Annotated in this window: 18 protein-coding genes and 1 pseudogene; 10 read left to right on the top strand and 9 right to left on the bottom strand. The window is 62.7% G+C overall.

What is annotated here, in order from left to right; translation table 11 throughout:
* Positions 1 to 37: 37 nt before the first annotated feature.
* The 5 genes from rng to mreB form a co-directional block, all read right to left on the bottom strand.
* Positions 38 to 1,495 carry a ribonuclease G gene (gene rng, locus ACMGGN_RS01480; RefSeq protein WP_012316090.1) on the bottom strand — a complete coding sequence of 486 codons (1,458 nt, stop codon included), beginning with the start codon at positions 1,493 to 1,495 and terminating at the stop codon, positions 38 to 40.
* A gap of 54 nt (positions 1,496 to 1,549) precedes the next feature.
* Positions 1,550 to 2,161, bottom strand: coding sequence for a Maf family protein (locus tag ACMGGN_RS01475; RefSeq protein WP_414156403.1), 612 nt, complete (start codon positions 2,159 to 2,161; stop codon positions 1,550 to 1,552).
* 33 nt (positions 2,162 to 2,194) lie between these two features.
* The gene (gene mreD, locus ACMGGN_RS01470; RefSeq protein WP_012316092.1) at positions 2,195 to 2,683 is read right to left on the bottom strand and encodes a rod shape-determining protein MreD; all 489 of its coding nucleotides are present in this window, start codon (positions 2,681 to 2,683) and stop codon (positions 2,195 to 2,197) included.
* Positions 2,683 to 3,759 (bottom strand): rod shape-determining protein MreC, encoded by a 1,077-nt coding sequence (gene mreC, locus ACMGGN_RS01465; RefSeq protein WP_115273940.1) that lies wholly within the window; start codon positions 3,757 to 3,759, stop codon positions 2,683 to 2,685. Before mreC ends, mreD begins: the two co-directional genes overlap by 1 nt.
* A 150-nt stretch (positions 3,760 to 3,909) precedes the next feature.
* Positions 3,910 to 4,947: a rod shape-determining protein MreB gene (gene mreB / locus ACMGGN_RS01460; protein ID WP_003255163.1), complete on the bottom strand. Its 1,038-nt coding sequence runs from the start codon at positions 4,945 to 4,947 to the stop codon at positions 3,910 to 3,912.
* Between the two features lie 204 nt (positions 4,948 to 5,151).
* Here mreB and gatC point away from each other — a divergent pair, with 204 nt between their 5' ends.
* The 5 genes from gatC (at position 5,152) to ACMGGN_RS01435 (ending at position 10,007) form a co-directional block, all read left to right on the top strand.
* Positions 5,152 to 5,439 (top strand): Asp-tRNA(Asn)/Glu-tRNA(Gln) amidotransferase subunit GatC, encoded by a 288-nt coding sequence (gene gatC / locus ACMGGN_RS01455; RefSeq protein WP_012316094.1) that lies wholly within the window; start codon positions 5,152 to 5,154, stop codon positions 5,437 to 5,439.
* A gap of 15 nt (positions 5,440 to 5,454) precedes the next feature.
* Positions 5,455 to 6,906 carry an Asp-tRNA(Asn)/Glu-tRNA(Gln) amidotransferase subunit GatA gene (gatA, locus tag ACMGGN_RS01450; protein ID WP_115273939.1) on the top strand — a complete coding sequence of 484 codons (1,452 nt, stop codon included), beginning with the start codon at positions 5,455 to 5,457 and terminating at the stop codon, positions 6,904 to 6,906.
* Positions 6,907 to 6,917: 11 nt separating this feature from the next.
* The gene (gatB, locus tag ACMGGN_RS01445) at positions 6,918 to 8,363 is read left to right on the top strand and encodes an Asp-tRNA(Asn)/Glu-tRNA(Gln) amidotransferase subunit GatB (RefSeq protein WP_039603446.1); all 1,446 of its coding nucleotides are present in this window, start codon (positions 6,918 to 6,920) and stop codon (positions 8,361 to 8,363) included.
* A 165-nt stretch (positions 8,364 to 8,528) separates the two neighbouring features.
* A complete protein-coding gene (locus ACMGGN_RS01440; protein ID WP_115275495.1) occupies positions 8,529 to 8,903 on the top strand; it encodes a septal ring lytic transglycosylase RlpA family protein in 375 nt (124 codons plus the stop codon).
* Between the two features lie 60 nt (positions 8,904 to 8,963).
* The gene (locus ACMGGN_RS01435) at positions 8,964 to 10,007 is read left to right on the top strand and encodes a calcium/sodium antiporter (protein ID WP_046784454.1); all 1,044 of its coding nucleotides are present in this window, start codon (positions 8,964 to 8,966) and stop codon (positions 10,005 to 10,007) included.
* Positions 10,008 to 10,082: 75 nt separating this feature from the next.
* On the opposite strand, the gene ACMGGN_RS01430 is transcribed toward ACMGGN_RS01435, so the two are convergent.
* From ACMGGN_RS01430 to ACMGGN_RS01415, 4 genes are all read right to left on the bottom strand, one after another.
* Entirely contained in the window at positions 10,083 to 11,438 is a 1,356-nt protein-coding gene (locus ACMGGN_RS01430) for an amino acid permease (RefSeq protein ID WP_046784455.1), read from the bottom strand.
* A 54-nt stretch (positions 11,439 to 11,492) separates the two neighbouring features.
* The gene (locus tag ACMGGN_RS01425; protein WP_046784456.1) at positions 11,493 to 12,434 is read right to left on the bottom strand and encodes an AEC family transporter; all 942 of its coding nucleotides are present in this window, start codon (positions 12,432 to 12,434) and stop codon (positions 11,493 to 11,495) included.
* Between the two features lie 206 nt (positions 12,435 to 12,640).
* Positions 12,641 to 13,201 carry a response regulator transcription factor gene (locus ACMGGN_RS01420; RefSeq protein WP_039604181.1) on the bottom strand — a complete coding sequence of 187 codons (561 nt, stop codon included), beginning with the start codon at positions 13,199 to 13,201 and terminating at the stop codon, positions 12,641 to 12,643.
* Positions 13,201 to 14,457 (bottom strand): ATP-binding protein, encoded by a 1,257-nt coding sequence (locus tag ACMGGN_RS01415; protein WP_046784457.1) that lies wholly within the window; start codon positions 14,455 to 14,457, stop codon positions 13,201 to 13,203. Before ACMGGN_RS01415 ends, ACMGGN_RS01420 begins: the two co-directional genes overlap by 1 nt.
* A gap of 202 nt (positions 14,458 to 14,659) precedes the next feature.
* Between ACMGGN_RS01415 and ACMGGN_RS01410 the strand changes: the two genes are divergently transcribed.
* The 5 genes and pseudogenes from ACMGGN_RS01410 (at position 14,660) to ACMGGN_RS01390 (ending at position 22,320) form a co-directional block, all read left to right on the top strand.
* Positions 14,660 to 15,376, top strand: coding sequence for an SIMPL domain-containing protein (locus tag ACMGGN_RS01410; RefSeq protein ID WP_204918824.1), 717 nt, complete (start codon positions 14,660 to 14,662; stop codon positions 15,374 to 15,376).
* 309 nt (positions 15,377 to 15,685) lie between these two features.
* On the top strand, positions 15,686 to 17,311 hold the full coding sequence (locus ACMGGN_RS01405; protein WP_046784459.1) for an ABC transporter substrate-binding protein: 1,626 nt from the start codon (positions 15,686 to 15,688) through the stop codon (positions 17,309 to 17,311).
* Between the two features lie 136 nt (positions 17,312 to 17,447).
* Positions 17,448 to 19,040 (top strand): annotated as a pseudogene (locus ACMGGN_RS01400) (ABC transporter substrate-binding protein).
* Positions 19,041 to 19,271: 231 nt separating this feature from the next.
* Positions 19,272 to 20,651, top strand: a complete 1,380-nt coding sequence (locus ACMGGN_RS01395; RefSeq protein ID WP_046784461.1) for an OprD family porin — start codon at positions 19,272 to 19,274, stop codon at positions 20,649 to 20,651.
* Positions 20,652 to 20,724: 73 nt separating this feature from the next.
* Positions 20,725 to 22,320: an ABC transporter substrate-binding protein gene (locus ACMGGN_RS01390; protein ID WP_125923443.1), complete on the top strand. Its 1,596-nt coding sequence runs from the start codon at positions 20,725 to 20,727 to the stop codon at positions 22,318 to 22,320.
* The last annotated feature ends 1 nt before the right edge of the window (position 22,321 follow it).

Genomic DNA, 22,321 nt, shown 5'->3' with positions numbered 1-22,321 from the left:
GCCAGCCCGAGCACCTTGGGCTGGGTATCAGAAAGCCTCAGAGCAGCACCACATCGTACTGCTCCTGCGAGTACATCGACTCGACCTGGAAGCGAATGGTTCGACCGATGAACGTTTCCAGCTCGGCCACGTTGCCGGACTCTTCATCGAGCAAGCGGTCGACCACCTTCTGGTTGGCCAGCACCCGATAGCCTTCTGCCTGATAGGCGCGGGCTTCACGAAGGATCTCGCGGAAAATTTCGTAACAGATAGTTTCCGGGGTTTTCAGCTTGCCACGCCCCTGGCAGGCGGTGCACGGTTCGCACAGTACCTGCTCCAGGCTCTCACGCGTGCGCTTGCGGGTCATCTGTACCAGGCCCAGCTCGGTGATGCCGATGATGTTGGTCTTGGCATGGTCACGTTCGAGCTGTTTCTCCAGCGTACGCAGCACCTGGCGTTGATGGTCCTCATCCTCCATGTCGATGAAGTCGATGATGATGATCCCGCCAATGTTGCGCAGGCGCAGCTGCCGGGCGATTGCCGTGGCCGCTTCAAGGTTGGTCTTGAAAATGGTCTCTTCGAGGTTGCGGTGGCCGACGAAGGCGCCGGTGTTGACATCGATGGTAGTCATTGCCTCGGCGGGGTCGACCACCAGATAGCCGCCGGACTTGAGCGGCACCTTGCGATCCAGTGCGCGCTGGATTTCGTCCTCGACGCCGTACAGGTCGAAGATCGGCCGCTCACCCGGGTAGTGCTCCAGGCGGTCGGCGATCTCCGGCATCAGTTCGGCAACGAACTGCGTGGTTTTCTGGAAGGTTTCCCGGGAGTCGATGCGAATCTTCTCGATCTTGGGGTTGACCAGGTCACGCAGTGTGCGCAAGGCCAGGCCAAGATCCTCGTAGATGACCGTCGGCGCGCCGCAGGTCTGGATCTGGCTGCCAATCTGCTCCCACAGGCGGCGCAGGTAGCGGATGTCCTGCAGGATCTCTTCGGCCCGTGCGCCCTCGGCAGCAGTGCGCAGGATGAAACCGCCGGCGTTCTTGATGTCTTCGCTGTCCATGCAGTCACTGACCACCTGCTTGAGGCGATCACGTTCGGCTTCGTCTTCGATCTTCAGGGAAATGCCGACATGGCTGCTGCGCGGCATGTACACCAGGTAACGCGACGGTATGGACAGCTGGGTGGTCAGCCGTGCGCCCTTGCTACCGATGGGGTCCTTGGTCACCTGCACCACCAGGGCCTGGCCCTCGTGTACCAGTGCGGTGATGGTCTCCACGGCAGAACCTTCGCGCTGGGAAATCTCCGAGGCATGAATGAACGCGGCGCGCTCCAGGCCGATATCGACGAACGCCGCCTGCATGCCTGGCAGCACCCGCACCACTTTGCCCTTGTAGATATTGCCGACGATGCCGCGACGCTGGGTGCGCTCGACGTGCACTTCCTGCAGCACCCCGTTTTCCACCACCGCCACACGCGACTCCATCGGGGTGATGTTGATCAGGATCTCTTCACTCATGGCAGGCTCTCGTCAAAGGTCTTCGGTAATCATGGATCGCGGGCGCCGGGCTGGCTACTGCTGCTTTGTTACCTCAGGAGAAAGCGCCGGCACCTGCCAGCAGGCGATACCGAATTGGGCGAGCAGCTCGGCCGTCTCGCTCAGGGGCAGGCCGACTACCGCCGAATAGCTGCCCTGAAGGCCGGTCACGAATACCGCCCCCAAGCCCTGGATGGCATAACCGCCGGCTTTATCCACTGGCTCGCCACTGGCCCAATAGCGCTGTGCTTCTTGCAGGTCGATGGCGCGAAAACGTACGTTGCTGGTGACGCAGACACTCAGGCAGCACTGGCCATCGCTCAGCGCCACCGCCGTCAACACCTGATGTTCGCGCCCTGCCAGGTCGGCCAGCATGGCCAAGGCATCTTCACGGTTTTCCGGTTTGCCGAGAATACGACCATCGAGCACCACCGCAGTGTCTGCGCCGAGCACCACGGCCGGGCCGGCAAGACTGGCAAGGCCAGCCTCGGCCTTGCTCCGGGCCAGGCGTTCGACATACGCCACGGCGCTTTCGTCTGGCAGCGGGGTTTCATCGATGGGGGCGCTGGTGACGGTGAACGGCACGCCGATCTGGGCCAGCAATTCACGACGACGGGGCGAGCCGGAGGCCAGGTAAAGTGGTTTCATGCAGACATCTCCCTGTCGGTGGCGGCGGCGCCGTCAGTTGATATGCAAACGCCGGCGCAGATCACGCAGGGCGAAGCTGATCCACGGCCAGAGCAAGGCGCTGATGACCGCCGACCAGACCAGCGCCAGCGTCGGCAAACGGTTGCCGGTGAGCGCACTGAGCCACAACTGGATCAGCTGGGCGATACCGAAGATCACCAGGATTACCAGGCTCTGCTGCCACATCGGGAACATGCGCAGACGCTGCTGCAGCGACAGCACCAGGAAGGTGATCAGGGTCAGGACCAGGGCATTCTGCCCGAGCAGCGTGCCGTACAGCACGTCCTCGGCCAGGCCCAGCACGAACGCAGTGGTCATGCCGACCTTGTTCGGGACCATGAGCGTCCAGAACGACACCAGCATCGCCAGCCACATGGGCCGGAACACCTCGAGAAACGGTGGCATGGGCGAGACGCTGAGTAGCAGGCCAATGGCGAAGGTCAGCCAGATGACCCACCCGTGGTTACGGCGCGTTTTGGCCATCATTGCCTCCGAGGCTGGGCGGGTGCCGCAGGCGCTGCGGCAGGGCTGGCGGGTGCCGGGGCCGGTGCTGAAGCGGCCGGGGCCGGGGCCGCTGTGGCAGGTACCGCCGGCGTGGCCGGGGCCGGCGCTGCCGCTGCAGGCGTGCCGGGGGCAGCCTGTTCGCCATTGGCGCCAGGCTGAGCAGGGTTCGCTGCGCCCTTGCGGTCCGCCTCTTCCTGGGCGAGCGCCGCGTCGGTGGCACGCTGCTCCGGAGAACGCCGGTCGCTGAACACCAGCAGCATGTAGCGGCTGCGGTTGAGTGCGGCGGTAGGAATGGCGCGAACGATGGCGAACGGCTGGCCGGAGTCATGGATCACTTCGTTGACCGTGGCCACCGGGTAGCCGGCCGGGAAGCGCTGGCCCATGCCGGAGCTCACCAGCAAGTCGCCTTCCTTGATGTCAGCCGTGTCGGCAACATGACGCAGCTCCAGACGCTCCGGGTTGCCAGTACCGCTGGCAATCGCGCGCAGGCCGTTACGGTTGACCTGTACCGGGATGCTGTGGGTGGTGTCGGTCAGCAGCAACACTCGTGCGGTGTAGGGCATCAGCTCGACCACCTGGCCCATCAGGCCGCGGGCATCGAGCACCGGCTGGCCAAGGAACACACCGTCGCGCTCGCCTTTGTTGATCAGGATACGGTGGGTGAACGGGTTGGGGTCGACGCCGATCAGCTCAGCCACCTCGACCTTCTCGTTGACCAGTGCAGAGGAGTTGAGCAACTCGCGCAGGCGCACGTTCTGCTCGGTCAGGGCCGCCAGCTTCTGCAGGCGCCCCTGCAGCAGCAGGGCTTCGGTCTTGAGTTTCTCGTTTTCCGCGATCAGTTCGTTACGGCTGCCGAACTGGCCCGCAACACCTTGCCACATCCGCTGAGGCAAGTCGGTGATCCAGTACGATTCCATCAGTACCAGGCCCATCTGGCTGCGCACGGGCTTGAGCAGGTCAAAGCGCGCATCGACCACCATCAGCGCGACCGAAAGCACCACCAGTACGAGCAGGCGCACGCCCAGCGAAGGGCCCTTGGAGAAAAGCGGTTTAATGGGCCGTTCCTCGTGGACGACTCAGGAAGTCATTGGACATGGGACAACGCACCAGCCTGGTTGCGGGTTGACGGAAGCGGCGCCCCAACGGACGCCAGCCCAACGCATACAGGTAGCACTGCGCGTGCCACCTGTAAACCGGGCGCTCGATCACTCGCTGGAGAGCAGGTCCATCGCGTGCTTGTCCATCATCTCCAGGGCGCGACCGCCGCCACGGGCCACGCAGGTCAGCGGGTCCTCGGCAACGATCACCGGCAAGCCGGTTTCCTGGGCCAGCAGCTTGTCGAGGTCGCGCAGCAGCGCGCCACCACCGGTCAGCACCAGGCCACGCTCGGCGATGTCGGAGGCCAGCTCCGGCGGAGACTGCTCCAGGGCGCTTTTTACGGCCTGAACGATGGTCGCCAGCGACTCCTGCAGGGCTTCGAGCACTTCGTTGGAGTTCAGGGTGAAGGCACGTGGCACGCCTTCGGCCAGGTTGCGGCCGCGCACGTCGACTTCACGCACTTCGCCGCCCGGGTAGGCGGTACCGATTTCCTGCTTGATGCGTTCGGCAGTGGATTCGCCGATCAGGCTGCCGTAGTTGCGGCGCACATAGGTGACGATGGCCTCGTCGAAGCGGTCGCCGCCAACGCGGACAGACTCGGCGTAGACCACGCCATTGAGCGAGATCAGGGCGATTTCAGTGGTACCACCACCGATATCGACGACCATCGAGCCACGGGCTTCTTCGACCGGCAGGCCCGCACCGATGGCAGCGGCCATTGGTTCTTCGATCAGGAACACTTCACGGGCACCGGCACCCAGAGCCGATTCGCGAATGGCGCGGCGCTCTACCTGGGTCGACTTGCACGGCACGCAGATCAGCACGCGAGGGCTGGGCTGGAGGAAGCTGTTCTCGTGAACCTTGTTGATGAAGTACTGCAACATTTTTTCACAAACGCTGAAGTCGGCGATGACGCCGTCCTTCATCGGACGAATGGCAGCAATGTTGCCGGGCGTACGGCCCAGCATGCGTTTGGCTTCGGTACCGACGGCGACGACGCTTTTCTGGTTGCCGTGGGTACGGATGGCAACTACCGAGGGCTCATTCAGGACGATACCGCGCTCACGCACGTAGATAAGGGTGTTGGCAGTACCCAGGTCGATGGAGAGATCGCTGGAAAACATGCCACGCAGTTTCTTGAACATGGGAAAGTGACCCTGGGGAAAGCGTGGGTAAAAAAGTGCGGCAAACTCTAACAATGGCAGGGATTTTGGGCAAGGAGCCAATATGTTAAATTGGTCGTTTTTCCGAGCACGCCAGCAGATGATCGCGGCCGTATGACCGCCAGAATGCCGACATGTTCCTCATCACGGACCTTATTCCGTTCTTTGTTTCCCCTGGAGATACCCATGGCGCTTGAACGCTGCGACGTGGAAAAGATCGCCCATCTGGCCCGCCTGGGCCTGAATGAAGGCGAACTGCCACGCATTACCGATGCACTGAACAGCATTCTCGGGCTGGTCGACCAGATGCAAGCGGTCGACACCACCGGCATCGAGCCCCTGGCCCACCCCCTGGAGGCCAGCCAGCGCCTGCGTCCCGACCAGGTCACCGAAAGCAACCAGCGCGATGCCTACCAAGCCATCGCACCAAAGACCGAAAGCGGTCTGTACCTGGTTCCCAAAGTCATCGAGTAAGGGATAGTGCCTGCCATGCATCAATTGACCCTGGCCGAGATCGCCCGCGGGCTCGCCGACAAGTCGTTTTCCTCCGAAGAGCTGACCGGCGCCCTGCTGGCGCGCATCCAGCAGCTCGACCCGCAACTCAACAGCTTCATCAGCGTCACCGAGGAGCTGGCCCTGGGCCAGGCCCGTGCCGCCGACGCCCGTCGCGCCGCCGGTGAGACCGGCGCACTGCTGGGCGCCCCTATCGCCCACAAGGACCTGTTCTGCACCAACGGCGTACGCACCAGCTGCGGCTCGAAGATGCTCGACAACTTCAAGGCGCCGTATGACGCCACCGTGGTCGCCAAGCTGGCCGAGGCCGGCATGGTCACCCTGGGCAAGACCAACATGGACGAATTCGCCATGGGGTCTGCCAACGAATCCAGCCACTATGGCGCGGTGAAAAACCCCTGGAACCTCGAGCACGTGCCAGGCGGCTCGTCCGGCGGCTCCGCTGCGGCCGTGGCTGCCCGCCTGCTGCCGGCGACCACCGGCACCGATACCGGCGGCTCGATCCGACAGCCGGCAGCACTGACCAACCTCACAGGCCTAAAACCGACGTACGGTCGCGTTTCGCGCTGGGGCATGATCGCCTATGCCTCCAGCCTCGACCAGGGTGGCCCGCTGGCCCGCACCGCCGAAGACTGCGCGCTGCTGCTGCAAGGCATGGCCGGTTTCGACGCCAAGGACTCCACCAGCATTGACGAGCCGGTGCCGGACTACAGCGCCAACCTGAATGCCTCGCTGCAAGGCCTGCGCATCGGCCTGCCGAAAGAGTACTTCGGCGCCGGCCTCGACCCGCGCATCGCCGAACTGGTCCAGGCCAGCGTCAAGGAGCTGGAAAAGCTCGGCGCAGTGGTCAAGGAAATCAGCCTGCCGAACATGCAGCACGCAATCCCTGCGTACTACGTGATCGCGCCGGCCGAAGCCTCTTCCAACCTGTCGCGATTCGACGGCGTGCGCTTCGGCTACCGCTGCGACGCCCCCAAAGACCTGACCGACCTGTACAAGCGCTCCCGTGGCGAAGGCTTCGGTGCCGAAGTCCAGCGCCGCATCATGGTCGGTACCTACGCCCTGTCGGCTGGCTACTACGACGCCTACTACGTCAAGGCGCAGCAGATCCGCCGCCTGATCAAGAACGACTTCATGGCCGCCTTCGAAGGCGTCGACCTGATCCTTGGCCCGACCACGCCCAACCCGGCCTGGAAGCTGGGCGCCAAGAGCAGCGACCCGGTCGCGGCATACCTTGAAGACGTCTACACCATCACCGCCAACCTGGCGGGCCTGCCGGGCCTGTCGATGCCAGCCGGCTTCGTCGATGGCCTGCCGGTCGGCGTACAGCTGCTGGCCCCGTACTTCCAGGAAGGCCGCCTGCTCAATGTCGCGCACCGCTACCAGCAGGTCACCGACTGGCACACCCGCGCCCCCAACGGCTTCTGAGGAATTCACACATGCAATGGGAAGTTGTGATCGGGCTGGAAATCCATACCCAGCTGGCCACCCAGTCGAAGATCTTTTCCGGCAGCGCCACCACCTTCGGCTCCGAGCCGAACACCCAGGCGAGCCTGGTTGACCTTGGCATGCCCGGCGTACTGCCGGTGCTGAACCAGGAAGCCGTGCGCATGGCCTGCATGTTCGGCCTGGCGATCGATGCCCAGATCGGCAAGCGCAACGTGTTCGCGCGCAAGAACTACTTCTACCCCGACCTGCCCAAGGGCTATCAGATCAGCCAGATGGACTTGCCGATCGTCGGCAAGGGCCACCTGGACATCGCCCTGGAAGACGGCACCATCAAGCGCATCGGCGTAACCCGCGCGCACCTGGAAGAAGACGCTGGCAAGAGCCTGCACGAAGACTTCAGCGGCTCCACCGGTATCGACCTGAACCGTGCCGGCACCCCGCTGCTGGAAATCGTTTCCGAACCGGACATGCGCAGCGCCAAGGAGGCCGTGGCCTACGTCAAGGCGATCCACGCGCTGGTGCGCTACCTGGGCATCTGCGACGGCAACATGGCTGAAGGCTCGCTGCGCTGCGACTGCAACGTCTCGATCCGGCCCAAAGGCCAGGCCGAGTTCGGCACCCGCTGCGAGATCAAGAACGTCAACTCGTTCCGCTTCATCGAGCGCGCGATCAACAGCGAAATCCAGCGCCAGATCGACCTGATCGAAGATGGCGGCAAGGTGGTTCAGGAAACCCGCCTGTACGACCCGAACAAGGACGAGACCCGCTCCATGCGCAGCAAGGAGGAAGCCAACGACTACCGTTACTTCCCCGACCCGGACCTGCTGCCGGTGGTGATCGAGGACAGTTTCCTCGAAACCATCCGTGCCGGCTTGCCGGAACTGCCACCGCAGAAGGTCGAGCGCTTCCAGAGCCAGTATGGCCTGTCGGCCTACGACGCCAACGTGCTGGCCTCCAGCCGTGAGCAGGCGGACTACTTCGAGCAGGTGGTGAAGATTGGCGGCGACGCCAAGCTGGCAGCCAACTGGGTCATGGTCGAACTGGGCAGCCTGCTGAACAAGCTGGGTATCGAGATCGACCAGGCACCGGTCAGTGCCGAGCAGCTCGGTGGCATGCTGCTGCGTATCCGCGACAACACCATCAGCGGCAAGATCGCCAAGACCGTGTTCGAGGCCATGGCCGCCGGTGAAGGCGATGCCGACAGCATCATCGAGAGCAAAGGCCTGAAACAGGTCACCGATACCGGCGCGATCGACAAGATGCTCGATGAAGTGCTTGCTGCCAACGCCGAGCAGGTCGAACAGTACCGCGCCGCCGATGAAGCCAAGCGCGGCAAGATGTTCGGCTTCTTCGTCGGCCAGGCGATGAAAGCCTCCAAGGGCAAGGCCAACCCGGGGCAAGTGAACCAATTGCTCAAGGCCAAGCTCGAAGGGTGAGCTTTGTAGGAGCGGCCTCGTGTCGCGAAAGGGCTGCAAAGCAGCCCCAAAGGCTTATGCAGTGACCTGGCCATGGGGCCGCGCTGCGGCCCTTTCGCGACACAAGGCGGCTCCTACAGCCACCGCGCCGCCAAGCGCGCCCAATGGCAGCACCGGAGCATCACCTTGCTAAAAAGATCCATCGCCACCCTGGCCCTGTTTTCCCTGTTGGCCGGCTGCGCCAGCCACGACATCGACCCCCGTGGTTACAACCAGACCGGCACCGCCTCCTATTACGGCGCCCGCCACCACGGCAAACGCACCGCCAGCGGCGAAGCCTTCAACCAGCACGGCCTGACCGCAGCGCATCGCAGCCTGCCCTTCGGCACCCGGGTACTGGTCACCAACCTCGCCAACCAACGCAGCGTGGTGGTCCGCATCAATGACCGCGGCCCGCACACACGCGGCCGGCTGATCGACCTGTCGCGCGCTGCAGCAGAAAAAATCGGCATGATCCGTAGCGGAACGGCGCGCGTGCGGGTACAAGGTCTAAGCGACTGACGCAACGGAGTTCCAACCATTTTCGACCTGGCCACCCTCCCCACCTTCAGCCTCCTGCAACTGGGCATAGCCTTGCTGTTGCTGGTGGCCGGCGCCGAACTGCTGGTGCGTGCCGCCCTTCGCCTGGCACAGCGTGTACACGTACGGCCGCTGATCATTGGCCTGAGCCTGGTGGCATTCGGCAGTACGGCGCCACAGCTGACCGTCAGCCTGCAGGCCGCCTATCAGGGCGCGCCCGATGTGGCCGTGGGCAGCGTGATCGGCAGTAACATCTTCAATGTTCTGGTGATCCTTGGCCTGGCTGCATTGATCATCCCGCTACGCGTGTCCCGCCAACTGGTGCGCCTGGACATTCCACTGATGATCCTCGCCAGCGCACTGGTCTATGCGCTGGCCGCCAACGGCCATCTGGGGCGCGTGGAAGGGCTGGTGCTGCTATCAGGCCTCGTGGGGTATCTGGTCATGCTCTGGCACCAGTCGCGCCACTATGCCCGCACCTACCCTGCACCGCGTGCGCTGGCCAGCAGCGCCGGGCGCTTCTGGACCGGCACACTGCTGCAAGTGGCGTTCGGCTTCGGCCTGCTCAGCCTGGCCGGCCACTTGCTGCTGGAAGCGGCGGTCGAAGTCGCGACCGACCTGGGCTTGTCTGAACGCATCATCGGCTTGACCGTTGTCGCGGTGTGCACGTCACTGCCCGAACTGGCTGCGGCGCTGATTGCCGCCCTGCGAGGGGAACGGGAGATCGCCGTGGGCACGGTGATCGGCAGCAACCTGTTCAATCTGCTGGCGGTGCTAGGCCTGACCGCACTGACCACACCCGAGCCGCTGACCATATCGCCAAACGCACTGGGCTTCGACCTACCGGTAATGCTCGGCGTCGCGGCGCTGAGCCTGCCAGTGTTCTACTCCGGGTACCGGATTACCCGGGCCGAAGGGTTGGTATTACTTGGCCTTTACCTGGTCTACGGGCTGCACGTGGTGGCGTTCACCATCGGCATGCCGCTGGCCGGCCGCCTGGAACGGCTGATGCTCTTCTACGTTCTGCCAGTGCTCGGCCTGGTGCTGTTGTACACCACTGTGAGGGCCTGGCGGCGGCAGCACTAACGGCGGGAAGGTAGTGTCGCGACGAAGTGCATGGCTTGGGTGGCGCGCCGCACCACTCAAGACATGCACCCTGACTCAAGCCTGCCGGGCTTTCTTCAACCGGAACGCTACCCAAAGCAGCGCAATCCACCCGGGTATCAGCATCACCGAAATACGAATCGGCGGGGTCAGGTACATCACCACCAGAATCAGCACGATAAATGCCAGGCACAGGTAGTTGGTGAACGGGTGCCCCCAGCTCTGGTAGAACGGCTGGATACCTGCCGCCAGCTTGGCCTTGCGGAACTTCAGGTGGGTAATGCTGATGCTCGCCCAGTTGATCACCAGCGCCGACACCGCCAGCGCCATCAGCAGGCCGAATGCATCACCCGGCATCAGGTAGTTGATCACCACGCACATGCCCGTAGCGAAAGCCGACACGCCCAACGCAGTCAGTGGCACACCGCTGCGGCTGACCTTGAGCAGCTGGCGTGGTGCGTCGCCCTGGCTGGCCAGGCCGAACAACATACGGCTGTTGGCGTACACGCAACTGTTGTAGACCGACAGCGCAGCTGTCAGCACCACGATATTGAGGATGGTCGCCACCAGGTCGCTGTCCAGTTCGTGGAAGATCATCACGAACGGGCTGCCACCCTGCACGACCTTCTGCCACGGGTACAGCGACAACAGCACCGCCAGCGCGCCGATGTAGAAAATCAGGATACGGTAAACCACCTGGTTGGTTGCCTTGGGAATGCTCTGGCGCGGGTTGTCCGCTTCGGCGGCCGTGATGCCCACCAGCTCCAGGCCACCAAAGGAGAACATGATCACCGCCAGCGCCATCACCAGCCCGGTGACGCCATTGGGGAAAAACCCGCCGTATTGCCACAGGTTGGCCACACTGGCGTCCGGGCCGCCGTGGCCACTGCTCAGCAGCCACGCGCCGAAACCGATCATGCTGACGATGGCCACCACCTTGACCAGGGCGAACCAGAACTCCATCTCGCCATAGACCTTGACCTGGGTCAGGTTGATCAGGTTGATCACCACGAAGAAGATCGCCGCCGTGGCCCAGGTGGGAAACTCCGGCCACCAGTACTGCACATAGATGCCAACGGCGGTGAGCTCGGCCATACCCACGAGCACATACACCACCCAGTAGTTCCAGCCCGAGACGAAGCCTGCGAACTCACTCCAGTATTGGTGTGCGAAGTGGCTGAAACTGCCGGCTACCGGCTCTTCGACCACCATTTCGCCCAACTGGCGCATGATGAAGAAAGCCATCAGGCCAGCGATGGCATAGCCCAGCAAAACGGAGGGGCCCGCCAGCTGGATGGTCTGGGCGATACCCAGGAACAACCCGGTACCGATGGCACCGCCCAGCGCGATCAGCTGGATATGGCGATTCTTCAGCCCGCGCTGCAACCGCTCGGGCGTGCTCTGGTCTTGCATGAAGTGTCCTTAAGCTCAGTGAGGCAGTGTTTTTTGAGGTATGCAGTCAAGGATCTAGATCCATCCGCCCCACTGCAAGATGAAAATACCAATATTGGTGGTGATCGCCGCCATTAGCGTAGTGATCACGATGATCGATGCCGCCAGTTCGTGATTGCCGTTGGCTGCCCGTGCCATGACGTAACTGGCCGCCGCAGTGGGGCTGCCGATGTACAGGAACAGAATGCCCAGCTCGGCCCCGCGAAAACCGCAGAGCCAGGCACCGAGCGTGCCGAACAGCGGCAACCAGAGCATCTTCACCAGGCTGGCATCGATGGCCAACTTGCCGCTGTCGCGCAGGGCGTTGAGCGACAGGGTGCCACCGATACAGATCAGCGCCAGCGGCAGGGTCATCTGCGCGAGGTAGTCGCCCGAGGTGAGCAACCAGTTGGGCAGGGGTACCTGCCCGTAGGCCATGGGCGTGGCCAGTAGCACGCTGATGATCAGCGGGTTGCTGAAAATGCTCTTGCAGATGCTCCACGGGTCGGACTTCAGGTCCGGGCTGTATACCGCCAGCACTACGGCTGAAAGCGAGTTGTACAGGAGGATCACCAGGCCTGCGAGCACTGCCCCCAGCGAGATACCGTAGTCCCCGTAAAGGCTGGCGGCCAGGGCCAGGCCGATCACGCCGTTGTTGCCGCGAAACGCACCCTGGGTGTAGATGCCGCGGTCGGCCAGCGGGCTGCGCCAGATTGCCAGGCCCCAGGCCACGGCGAAGCCGACCAGGGTGGCAGCGACGAAATAGAGGATGACACCCGGTTTGATCGCCGTTGCCAGGTCGGCATGGTAGATGCCGAGGAACAACAGCGCAGGCATGCAGACGTTGAACACCAGTTGCGAGGCAACCCGGTTGAAATTGTCGTCGATCAGGTGAATGCGTTTGAGCAGCACGCCCAGGAACAGCATGGCGAAGACGGGCGCCGTGATGTTCAGCGTCTGGATAAGAAGGGCGAGCATGCGCTAGCGATCCTGAAGGGTTGCCGTTAGGGGGCTAATGATACGCCAACGCGTCAGGAGTTGCGGGGATCAGCCGCAATATAAAGAAATTTCTGTTAGGCCCTATCGCCGGCAAGCCGGCTCCCACTGGTCCCCATCAAGCCTGAATACTGTGGAGCACCTGTGGGCCGGCTTGCCGGCGATAGGGCCGGTACTGCCAGGATAAGTTAGCGCCGCACAGGCCGTTTCTGCAGCTTGCGCTGCAACGTGCGCCGGTGCATGCCCAGCGCCCGCGCGGTAGCGGAGATATTGCCCTCGTGCTCGCTGAGCACGCGCTGGATGTGCTCCCACTGCAAGCGGTCCACCGACATGGGGTTTTCCGGCACCAACGTATCCAGGTCCGTATGCTCCGAAAGCAGTGCCGCCAGCACATCGTCGGCATCGGCCGGTTTGCACAGGTAGTTGCACGCCCCGCGCTTGACCGCCTCGACCGCCGTGGCAATGCTCGAGTAGCCGGTGAGGATCACCACGCGCATTTCCGGGTCCAGCTCCAGCAGCTTGGGCAGCAGCACCAGGCCGGAGTCGCCCTCCATTTTCAAGTCCAGCGTGGCGTAGTCCGGCAGATCATTCTGCGCCAGGACCAGACCTTCCTCGGCGGAGCTTGCAGTGCTCACGCGGAAACCGCGACGGCTCATGGCACGGGCCATGACCCGCGTGAAGGTGGCATCGTCATCCACCAGCAGCAGGTGCGGCAGCTCTTCGCTTTCGACCTGGTTTTCTTCGCTCATCATTCATCTCCTCGCTTGCCATGGGGCAGGCGCAGTTCGGTCAGGGTGCCACCCTGCTCATGACTATAGAGTTTCACCGAACCGCCCGCACGGGTCACGCTGGCTTTGCTCAAGAACAGGCCCAGGCCGAAGCCTTTGCCTTTGGTGGTAATGAAGGGTTTGCCGATTGCTTCGGCAATGGCCGGCGGCACGCCGGGGCCATGGTCGCGGATGCTGATGACGATGTCCTGGGCGTCCCAGTCCAGGCGTACCTCCAGGTCGTCAGGGCACGCATCGGCGGCATTGTTCAACAAGTTCAGCAGCGCCTGGGTCAGGTCCGGTGGCGGGGTCAGGCGGGGCACCTGGCCGTCGCGCAGACGCTGGAAGCGGTAGCTGGCTTCCGGACGCATCAGGTGCCAACGGTTCAGCGCCTCATCGAGCCACTCGGTCACGTCCTGCTCCACCATCGCCAGGCGGCGATTGGCTTCAGCGGCACGCACCAGTTGCTGCAGGGTTTCCTTGCACAGCTTGACCTGGTCCTGAAGGATCTGCAGGTCCTCCTGCAACAGCGGGTCGGCGTGGTCCTGGCGCATTTCGTTGAGCAGCACGCTCATGGTCGCCAGCGGCGTGCCCAGCTCATGGGCGGCACCGGCGGCCTGGGTGGCCACGGCCAACAATTGTTCGTCGCGCAGGCTTTCTTCGCGCCGTTCGGAGCGCAGTTTTTCCTGACGGCGCAGCTCTTCGGCCATGCGCGCGGCGAAGAAGGTGATCACCGCAGCCGCCAGCGCGATGCTCAACCACATGCCGTAGACCTGCATCTTGTCCCGCGCCATCGGCAGGCCTTCAAGCGGGTAGAACTGCACCAGCAACAGGCTGTAGGCGGTCAGGGCGATACCCGACAGGATCAGCGAGTAGAGCCAGGGCAAGGTCACGGCGGCAATGGCCAGCGGCACCAGGTAATAGGAAACGAAGGGGTTGGTCGAGCCGCCCGAGTAATAAAGCAGCGCGCTGTGGATCAGCAGGTCGCAGGCCAGTTGCAGCGCGTATTCCAGTTCGGTGACCGGCAGCGACAGGCGCAAGCGCAACGCGGTGAAGGCGCACAGCAGGGACGACAGAGCCAGGGTCGCGGCCAGGGAAAACCACGGCAGCGGCAGCAGTTCGGTCCAGTAGGCAACGCCCACCGAGCCTGCCTGAGCGGCCAGGACCAGAACGCGAATGACAGTCAGGCGCCAGAGGTTCTGGCGGGTAGCGGACAGCGGTTGTGCGGCGGCGAGCATGAGCTCTCCTGATGAGTGCTCCAGGACAATCGGCTGGAGTATACCGAAGGCGCGCGCCCAGCTGCAGCGATGCGGCAAAGCGCCACAGTTTGTCACAGCTTCATGATGGCACTTTTGAACCCACTACACTGATCCCGGTCTGATGGGCCATGCGTGGGATGGATGGCCAGAACCCACGCCTTTCATTGCCAAGGAGTATCACATGCCTAACCCTCGTCGCGGCGCTGCCCTGATCCTGACCTGCGGCCTGCTCGCCAGCCTGCCGGCGCTGGCGGCTGATGAGCCGCGCTACAACCAGATATCGCTGCGTGCAGAAGTCAGCAAGGAAGTGCCCCGCGACCTGATGGTCGTGACCCTTTATAGCGAAGCGCAGAACACCGACCCGGGCAAGCTTGCCAAACAGATCACCGAAACCATGAACAAGGCCGTGCAGCAGGCCCGCCAGGTCAAGGACGTGAAAATCAGCCAGGGCAGCCGCAACAGCTACCCGGTCTACGACAGCAAGGGGCAGAAGATCACCGGCTGGCGCGAGCGTGCCGAAGTGCGCCTGGAAAGCGCCGACTTCCCGGCCCTCTCTCAGCTCAGTGCCGACCTGCTGCAAGACCTGAAGATGGGCGGCATGGATTTCTCCATCGCCCCGGCCACGCGCAAGGCCAGCGAAGACGCCTTGCTCAAGGATGCGGTCAATGCCTTCAAGGCCCGCGCGCAACTGGCCACCGAAGCCCTGGGTGGCAAGGGCTATAAAGTGGTCAGCCTGAACCTCAACAGCAGCGGCTACCCACGCCCCTATCTGCGCAGCGCGCCAATGGCCATGAAAGCCATGGGTGCCGACGAAGCAGCACCGGCGCCGGATATCGAGGCGGGTACCAGCGAAGTCAGCATGAACGCAGACGGCCTGATCGAAGTGCAGATGCCTTGATCAACGCAGGCGATACAAGGGGCGCATTGCGCCCCAGCAGCACAAATAGAGACATTTCCTACGCACTCAAATAGTGCTTCCTACAAATTCCCTCCCGCGAAACATCCCGCAAAAAGCCATCATTTTGCCCTCGCAAACGTTCAACTTCCTCGAAAGTTATACATATGCGACATCCATGTACGCCCGTACTACTTTTCTGACGCCAACTATCCTTCGCAGTGTTGCATTGGGAACACACCCTGCATAAGTATCCGCAGGTCGGCTCACGAGGCCACCTCGAATCAGAAAAATGACAACAATGAGGCCACCATGCTCAAACACGCAGTCATTCCGTTCCTGCTCGGCGCAGGCTTGCTGACCGGCGCTCCGCTTGCCCACGCCGCGTCCAACCTGGTGTTCTGCTCCGAAGGCAGCCCCGCCGGCTTCGACCCGGGGCAATACACCACCGGAACCGACTTCGATGCCTCGGCCGAGACCGTGTTCAACCGCCTGACCCAGTTCGAACGTGGCGGCACCGCCGTTATCCCCGGCTTGGCGACCAAATGGGAGGTGTCCGACGACGGCAAGACCTACACCTTCCACCTGCGCGAAGGGGTCAAGTTCCACACCACCGATTACTTCAAGCCAAGCCGCGAATTCAACGCAGACGACGTGCTGTTCACCTTCAACCGCATGCTCGACAAGAATCACCCGTTCCGTAAGGCCTACCCCACTGAGTTCCCCTACTTCACCGACATGGGCATGGACAACAACATCGCCAAGGTGGAGAAACTCGACGAGCACACCGTCAGGTTCACCCTCAACCAGGTGGACGCCGCGTTCATCCAGAACCTGGCGATGAGCTTTGCCTCCGTGCAGTCGGCCGAGTACGCCGACCAGTTGCTCAAAGAAGGCAAGGCTGCAGACATCAACCAGAAACCGATCGGCACCGGCCCGTTCGTGTTCAGCAAGTACCAGAAGGACGCCCAGATCCGCTTCAAGGGCAACAAGGATTACTGGAAACCCGAGGACGTGAAGATCGACAACCTGATCTTCGCCATCACCACCGACGCCTCGGTGCGCATGCAGAAGCTGAAGAAGAACGAGTGCCAGGTGACCTTGTTCCCGCGCCCTGCCGATATCGAGCCGCTCAAGGCCAACGACAAGCTGCAGATGCCGCACCAGGCCGGTTTCAACCTGGGCTACATCGCCTACAACGTGATGGACAAGCTCAAGGGCAGTGACCAACCCAACCCGTTGGCTCAACTGAAGGTGCGCCAGGCACTGGACATGGCCGTCGACAAGCAGAAGATCATCGAATCGGTCTACCAGGGCGCCGGCCAGCTCGCCGTCAATGCCATGCCGCCGACCCAGTGGTCCTACGACGAAAGCATCAAGGATGTGCCGTACGACCCGGAAAAGGCCAAGCAACTGCTCAAGGAAGCCGGGATCAAGGAAGGCACCGAAATCACCCTGTGGGCCATGCCGGTGCAACGCCCGTACAACCCCAACGCCAAGCTGATGGCCGAGATGCTGCAGGCTGACTGGGGCAAGGTCGGCATCAAGGCGAAAATCGTCAGTTACGAGTGGGGCGAGTACATCAAACGTTCCAAAGGCGGCGAACAAGGCGCCATGCTGATCGGCTGGAGCGGCGACAACGGTGACCCGGACAACTGGCTAGGCACCCTGTATGGCTGTGATGCCATCGAGGGCAACAACTTCTCCAAGTGGTGCTACAAGCCCTACGACGACCTGATCAAGCAGGCCAAGGCCACTTCCGACCAGGCCAAGCGCACCGAGCTGTATAAACAGGCGCAGCATATCCTCAAAGATCAGGTACCGATCACGCCAATCGCCCACTCCACGGTCTACCAGCCGATGAGTGCCAAGGTGAAGGGCTTCAAGATCAGCCCGTTCGCACTGAACTCCTTCTACGGCGTCAGTGTGGAGAAATAGCGCCGGGCACACGCACCACCCTCGCCCACTTCCACCCTTCGAACTCCCCCCGGCGCTACCCGCGCCGGGGTTGGGGCCCCTGTTGCCGCATTTCGTATCCCGAAGCGGAAAAAACAGACGGAAAAAAGGATTTGCCATGCGCCACACCACACTGTTTTCCACGCTGCTCGCCGTGGGCCTGCTGAGCCAGGCATCAGCCCCTCAGGCCAGTAGCCTGGTGTTCTGCTCCGAGGGTAGCCCGGCCGGGTTCGACACAGCCCAATACACCAGTGCCACCGACAACGATGCGGCAGAACCGATCTACAACCGCCTGGTGGAATTTCAACGCGGCGGTACGGCAGTGCATCCCGCCCTGGCAACGAAGTGGGAAGTATCCGACGATGGCCTGCGCTACACCTTCCACCTGCGCGAGGGGGTGAAATTCCACGCCAACAAGGCATTCACCCCCAGCCGCGACTTCAACGCCGATGACGTGCTGTTCACCTTCAACCGCATGCTCGACCGCGAGCACCCGTTCCGCCAGGCCTACCCCACCGAGTTCCCCTACTTCGTCAGCATGGGCCTGGACAAGAACATCGCCGGTATCGAAAAGACCGGCCCGATGACCGTGGTGTTCACCCTGAACAAGGTCGATGCCGCCTTCGTGCAAAACCTGGCGATGAGCTTCGCTTCGGTGCTTTCGGCTGAATATGCCGAGCATCTGATGGCGAGCGGGCGCCCCAGCGACATCAACCAGCAGCCTATCGGTACCGGCCCGTTCGTGTTCCAGCGCTACCAGAAAGATTCGCAGATCCGCTTCAAAGGCAACAAGGACTACTGGGCACCGGACGAGGTGAAACTCGACAACCTGGTATTTTCGATCAACACCGACCCCTCGGTGCGCATCCAGAAGCTGCGCCGCGGCGAATGCCAGGTCACCCTGCACCCACGCCCGGCCGACCTGCCAGCCCTCAAGCAGGACAGCAAGCTGCAGGTGCTGCAACAACCAGGCTTCAACCTCGGCTATATCGCTTACAACACCCAGCACCCGCCGTTCGACCGCCTGGAGGTACGCCAGGCCATGGACATGGCAGTGAACAAACAGGCGATCCTGCAGGCGGTGTATCAGGACTCGGGGCAACGCGCAGTCAACGCCATGCCACCAACCCAATGGTCCTATGACGACAGCTTAAAGGACGCACCCTACGACCCTGAGCAGGCCCGCCAGCTGCTCAAGCAGGCCGGGGTCAAGGAAGGCACCGAAGTCACCCTGTGGGCCATGCCCGTGCAGCGCCCGTACAACCCCAACGCCAAGCTCATGGCCGAGATGCTTTAGGCCGACTGGAGCAAGCTGGGCTTGAAAGTGCGCATCGTCAGTTATGAATGGGGCGAATACCTCAAGCGCATGAAAAGCGGCGAGCACGACATCGCCCTGATCGGCTGGACCGGTGACAACGGCGACCCGGATAACTGGCTGGGCACCCTCTACAGCTGCGATGCCATCGGCAGCAACAACTACTCGCAGTGGTGCGACCGGCAGTACGACAGCCTGGTCAAGCAAGCCAAGCAGGTAACCGACCGCGAGCAGCGCACAGTGCTGTACCAGCAGGCCCAGCAACGCCTCAAACAGCAGGTGCCGATCACGCCGGTGGCGCACTCCACGGTGAACCAGCCGCTCAGCGTCAAGGTGGCCGGCTTCAAGGTGAGCCCCTTTGGCCGCAACGACTTTTCCGGAGTGAGCGTTGATTGAGCGTTAGCCGGTAGCGGCCCTCTCGCCGGCAAGCCGGCTCCTACAAAAATGGCACAAGCCTGGGGATCTTTATTGATTCCTGTGGGCGCCGGCTTGCCGGCGAAAGGGCCAGCACTGGCCACACACCTCCCCCTGATTGGCCCGGCAACCCCGGGCAACCCTGGCAACACCGCAACAACCCGGCCCACAAGGCCAGGCAATAACTAAAAGAACAGAAAGGGAGCTTTCATCTTGAGACTATTCACGTTCACCACACTGGCGTTATCCATCGCCACCTTCGCCGCCATGGCCCAGGCCGACACCCAAAGCCAGGACTACGTCCCGTTCAGCCTCAAAGGCACCAGCGAGCAGGATGAGGCCAAAGGTTTCATCGACGGCCAGAGCCTGTCCGGCAGCACCCGCAACTGGTACGCCCGCGAACGCGCCACCCGCGCGCCGTTGTTCAAGTACTACAAAAGCGACGGCACACGCCACGACAGCCACAGCCGCGACAACTGGCTGCAGGGCACCATCCTCAACTACAGCTCAGGCTTCACCCAGGGCACCGTGGGTTTTGCCGTGGAGGCAGCCGGCTACAACGCCATCGCTCTGGAGCAAGGCCGCGCCGCAGTCGCCGGGCCGAACAACCGTACCCTGACCCATAGCGATGGCGACCCCATCGGCCAGTGGAGCAAGATGGGCCTGGCCAACCTCAAGGCACGGGTGTCCAACACCACCCTCACCGTCGGCCGCCAGTCCGTGGACACGCCGATGATCGCTTACATCGGCAACCGCGCCCTGCCCTCCAGCTTCCAGGGCGCGTTCCTGCACAGTGCAGAGTTCGACAACCTGTCATTCGACCTGGGCACCTTCGACCGTGTCTCGCCGCGCACCGAACAGAGCCTGAGCAAGTTTCGCAGCGAGTATGGCGCCGCTGGCGTGGAAACCGACCGTGCCAGTACCGCCGGGGTCAACTACCAGCCGCTCAAGAGCCTGACCACCAGCCTGTACGCCACCAAGGTCGACGACTTCTGGAACCAGTACTACTTCGGCGCCAGCCACGTGCTGGGCGACAGCGCGGTGCTGAGCCTGACCACCGGCCTGAACTACTACAAGACCGTGGACGCAGGCAGCCAGAAGATGGGCGAGATCGACAACGACACCTACAGCCTGTCGTTCGGCCTGACCCACCAGGCCCACACCCTCAGCGCTTCGTGGCAGCAGGTCAACGGTAACGAGTACTTCGACTACCTGCACGAAACCAACGGCATTTACCTGGCCAACTCCCTGCTCTCGGACTTCAACGGCCCGAACGAGAAATCCCTGCAGATTTCCTACGTGCTGAACATGGCGCCGTATGGCGTGCCGGGCCTGAAGTTCAACCTGTACAACGCCCGCGGCTGGGGCATCGACGGCACCCATTACCGCGGTACGGCCTATGACGTGAACGGCCTGGATGGCGAAACCCACTATGAGTGGGGTATCGGCACCAGCTACGCGGTGCAGAGCGGGCCGCTGAAAGACACCAGCATCCGCGCTACCTATACCGCGCATCGCGCCAGCAAGGCACAGGCCGATGGCAGCCTGGATGAGTTCCGCGTGGTGACCACCATTCCGTTCAACATTCTCTGACCGCTTACGCCCAGGTCCGCTTCAGTGCGGGCCCGGGCGGCTACGCTGGAATCATTGCAAGCAAGGAGGACACATGACATCGCTACCGCTACGCGCTGCCCTGGCAGCGGTCATCCTCGGCGCCGCCGGCAACCTGGCGGCCAAGCCGCTGGTGGTGTGCACCGAAGCCAGCCCGGAAGGCTTCGACATCGTTCAATACACCACGGCGGTCACCGCCGATGCCTCGGCTGAGACGGTGTTCAACCGCCTGGTCGACTTCAAGCCCGGCACCACCGACATCCAGCCAGCCCTGGCCGAACGCTGGGACATCTCGGCCGATGGCCTGACCTACACCTTTCACCTGCGCCAAGGGGTGAAGTTCCACACCACCGACTACTTCAAACCGACCCGCGAGTTCAATGCCGACGACGTGCTGTGGAGCCTGCGCCGCCAGCTCGACCCCAACCACCCGTGGCACGACAAGACCAGCGTCGGCTACCCGTATTTCGAGAGCATGGCCTTCAAGGACCTGCTCAAATCGGTGGACAAGACCGACGACCACACCGTGGTCATCACCCTGACCCGCCCGCAAGCACCGTTCCTGCGTGACATGGCCATGGCCTTCACCTCGATCTACTCCGCCGAATACGGCGACCAGTTGCTCAAGGCAGGCAAGACCGGCGACCTCAACAGCAAACCGATCGGCACTGGCGCGTTCATCTTCCAGCGCTACAACAAGGACGCCCAAGTGCGCTTCAAGGCCAACCCGGACTACTTCCGCGGCAAGCCGCCGGCCGACTCGCTGATCTTCGCCATCGCCACCGACAGCAACGTGCGCCTGCAGAAGCTGCGCGCCAACGAATGCCAGGTGGCGCTTTACCCGAAACCGGACGACGTGGCGTCGATCAAGGCTGATCCCAAGCTCAAGGTCGCCGAGATCGAGGCCCTGGTCACCGGCTATATCGCCATGAACACCGAGCACAAATACCTCAGCGATGTGCGCGTGCGCAAAGCCATCAACATGGCCTTCGACCGCCAGACCCACGTCGACCAGCTGTTCGGCAAGGGCAATGCGCTGGTGGGGGTAAACCCCTACCCGCCAACCATGATCGGCTACAACAGTGCCAACCAGAACCCACCCCGTGACCTGGCCAAGGCCCGTGAACTGCTCCAGCAGGCCGGGGTGCCGCAAGGCACGGTCATCACGCTGTTCACCCGCAATGGCGGCGGCGCGACCAACCCCAACCCACGGCTGTCGGCGGAAATGCTCCAGTCCGACCTCGCCAAAATCGGCCTGAAGCTGGACATCCGTGTGATGGAGTGGGCCGAGATGCTGCGCCGGGCGAAAAACGGTGAGGCCGACCTGGTCTCCACCGGCTGGGCCGGCGACAACGGCGACCCGGACAATTTCCTCAGCCCCCTGCTCAGCTGCGATGCGGTCAAAAGTGGTGAGAACTACGCGCGCTGGTGCAACTCGAAGTTTCAGGACCTGATCACCCGCGCCCGTGAGGTGATCGACAACGACGAGCGTGCCAGGCTCTATGCCGAGGCATTGAAGGTGTACGATGACGACCAGCCCTGGATCAGCATGGCGCACCCGAAGATGTTCACTGCCATGCGTGACAACGTGGAGGGTTATGTGATCAACCCTCTGACCAACAACAACTTCGCCACCACCCAGGTGAAGTAGA

The organism is Pseudomonas sp. BNK-30 (genome assembly GCF_047456185.1).
Lineage (GTDB): Bacteria > Pseudomonadota > Gammaproteobacteria > Pseudomonadales > Pseudomonadaceae > Aquipseudomonas > Aquipseudomonas putida_E.
The sequence above is the reverse complement of the archived record's forward strand: the minus strand, read 5'-3'. Positions and strand labels throughout refer to the sequence as shown.

Bases quoted from the DNA above. Each gene is read 5' to 3' on its own strand.
- ACMGGN_RS01415 (WP_046784457.1), bottom strand. From the start codon at position 14,457: ATGCTCGCCGCCGCACAACCGCTGTCCGCTACCCGCCAGAACCTCTGG.
- ACMGGN_RS01425 (WP_046784456.1), bottom strand. From the start codon at position 12,434: ATGCTCGCCCTTCTTATCCAGACGCTGAACATCACGGCGCCCGTCTTC.
- ACMGGN_RS01405 (WP_046784459.1), top strand. From the start codon at position 15,686: ATGCTCAAACACGCAGTCATTCCGTTCCTGCTCGGCGCAGGCTTGCTG.
- rng (WP_012316090.1), bottom strand. From the start codon at position 1,495: ATGAGTGAAGAGATCCTGATCAACATCACCCCGATGGAGTCGCGTGTG.
- ACMGGN_RS01390 (WP_125923443.1), top strand. From the start codon at position 20,725: ATGACATCGCTACCGCTACGCGCTGCCCTGGCAGCGGTCATCCTCGGC.
- ACMGGN_RS01410 (WP_204918824.1), top strand. From the start codon at position 14,660: ATGCCTAACCCTCGTCGCGGCGCTGCCCTGATCCTGACCTGCGGCCTG.
- ACMGGN_RS01475 (WP_414156403.1), bottom strand. From the start codon at position 2,161: ATGAAACCACTTTACCTGGCCTCCGGCTCGCCCCGTCGTCGTGAATTG.
- gatB (WP_039603446.1), top strand. From the start codon at position 6,918: ATGCAATGGGAAGTTGTGATCGGGCTGGAAATCCATACCCAGCTGGCC.
- mreB (WP_003255163.1), bottom strand. From the start codon at position 4,947: ATGTTCAAGAAACTGCGTGGCATGTTTTCCAGCGATCTCTCCATCGAC.
- mreD (WP_012316092.1), bottom strand. From the start codon at position 2,683: ATGGCCAAAACGCGCCGTAACCACGGGTGGGTCATCTGGCTGACCTTC.
- ACMGGN_RS01430 (WP_046784455.1), bottom strand. From the start codon at position 11,438: ATGCAAGACCAGAGCACGCCCGAGCGGTTGCAGCGCGGGCTGAAGAAT.
- ACMGGN_RS01420 (WP_039604181.1), bottom strand. From the start codon at position 13,201: ATGAGCGAAGAAAACCAGGTCGAAAGCGAAGAGCTGCCGCACCTGCTG.
- gatA (WP_115273939.1), top strand. From the start codon at position 5,455: ATGCATCAATTGACCCTGGCCGAGATCGCCCGCGGGCTCGCCGACAAG.
- gatC (WP_012316094.1), top strand. From the start codon at position 5,152: ATGGCGCTTGAACGCTGCGACGTGGAAAAGATCGCCCATCTGGCCCGC.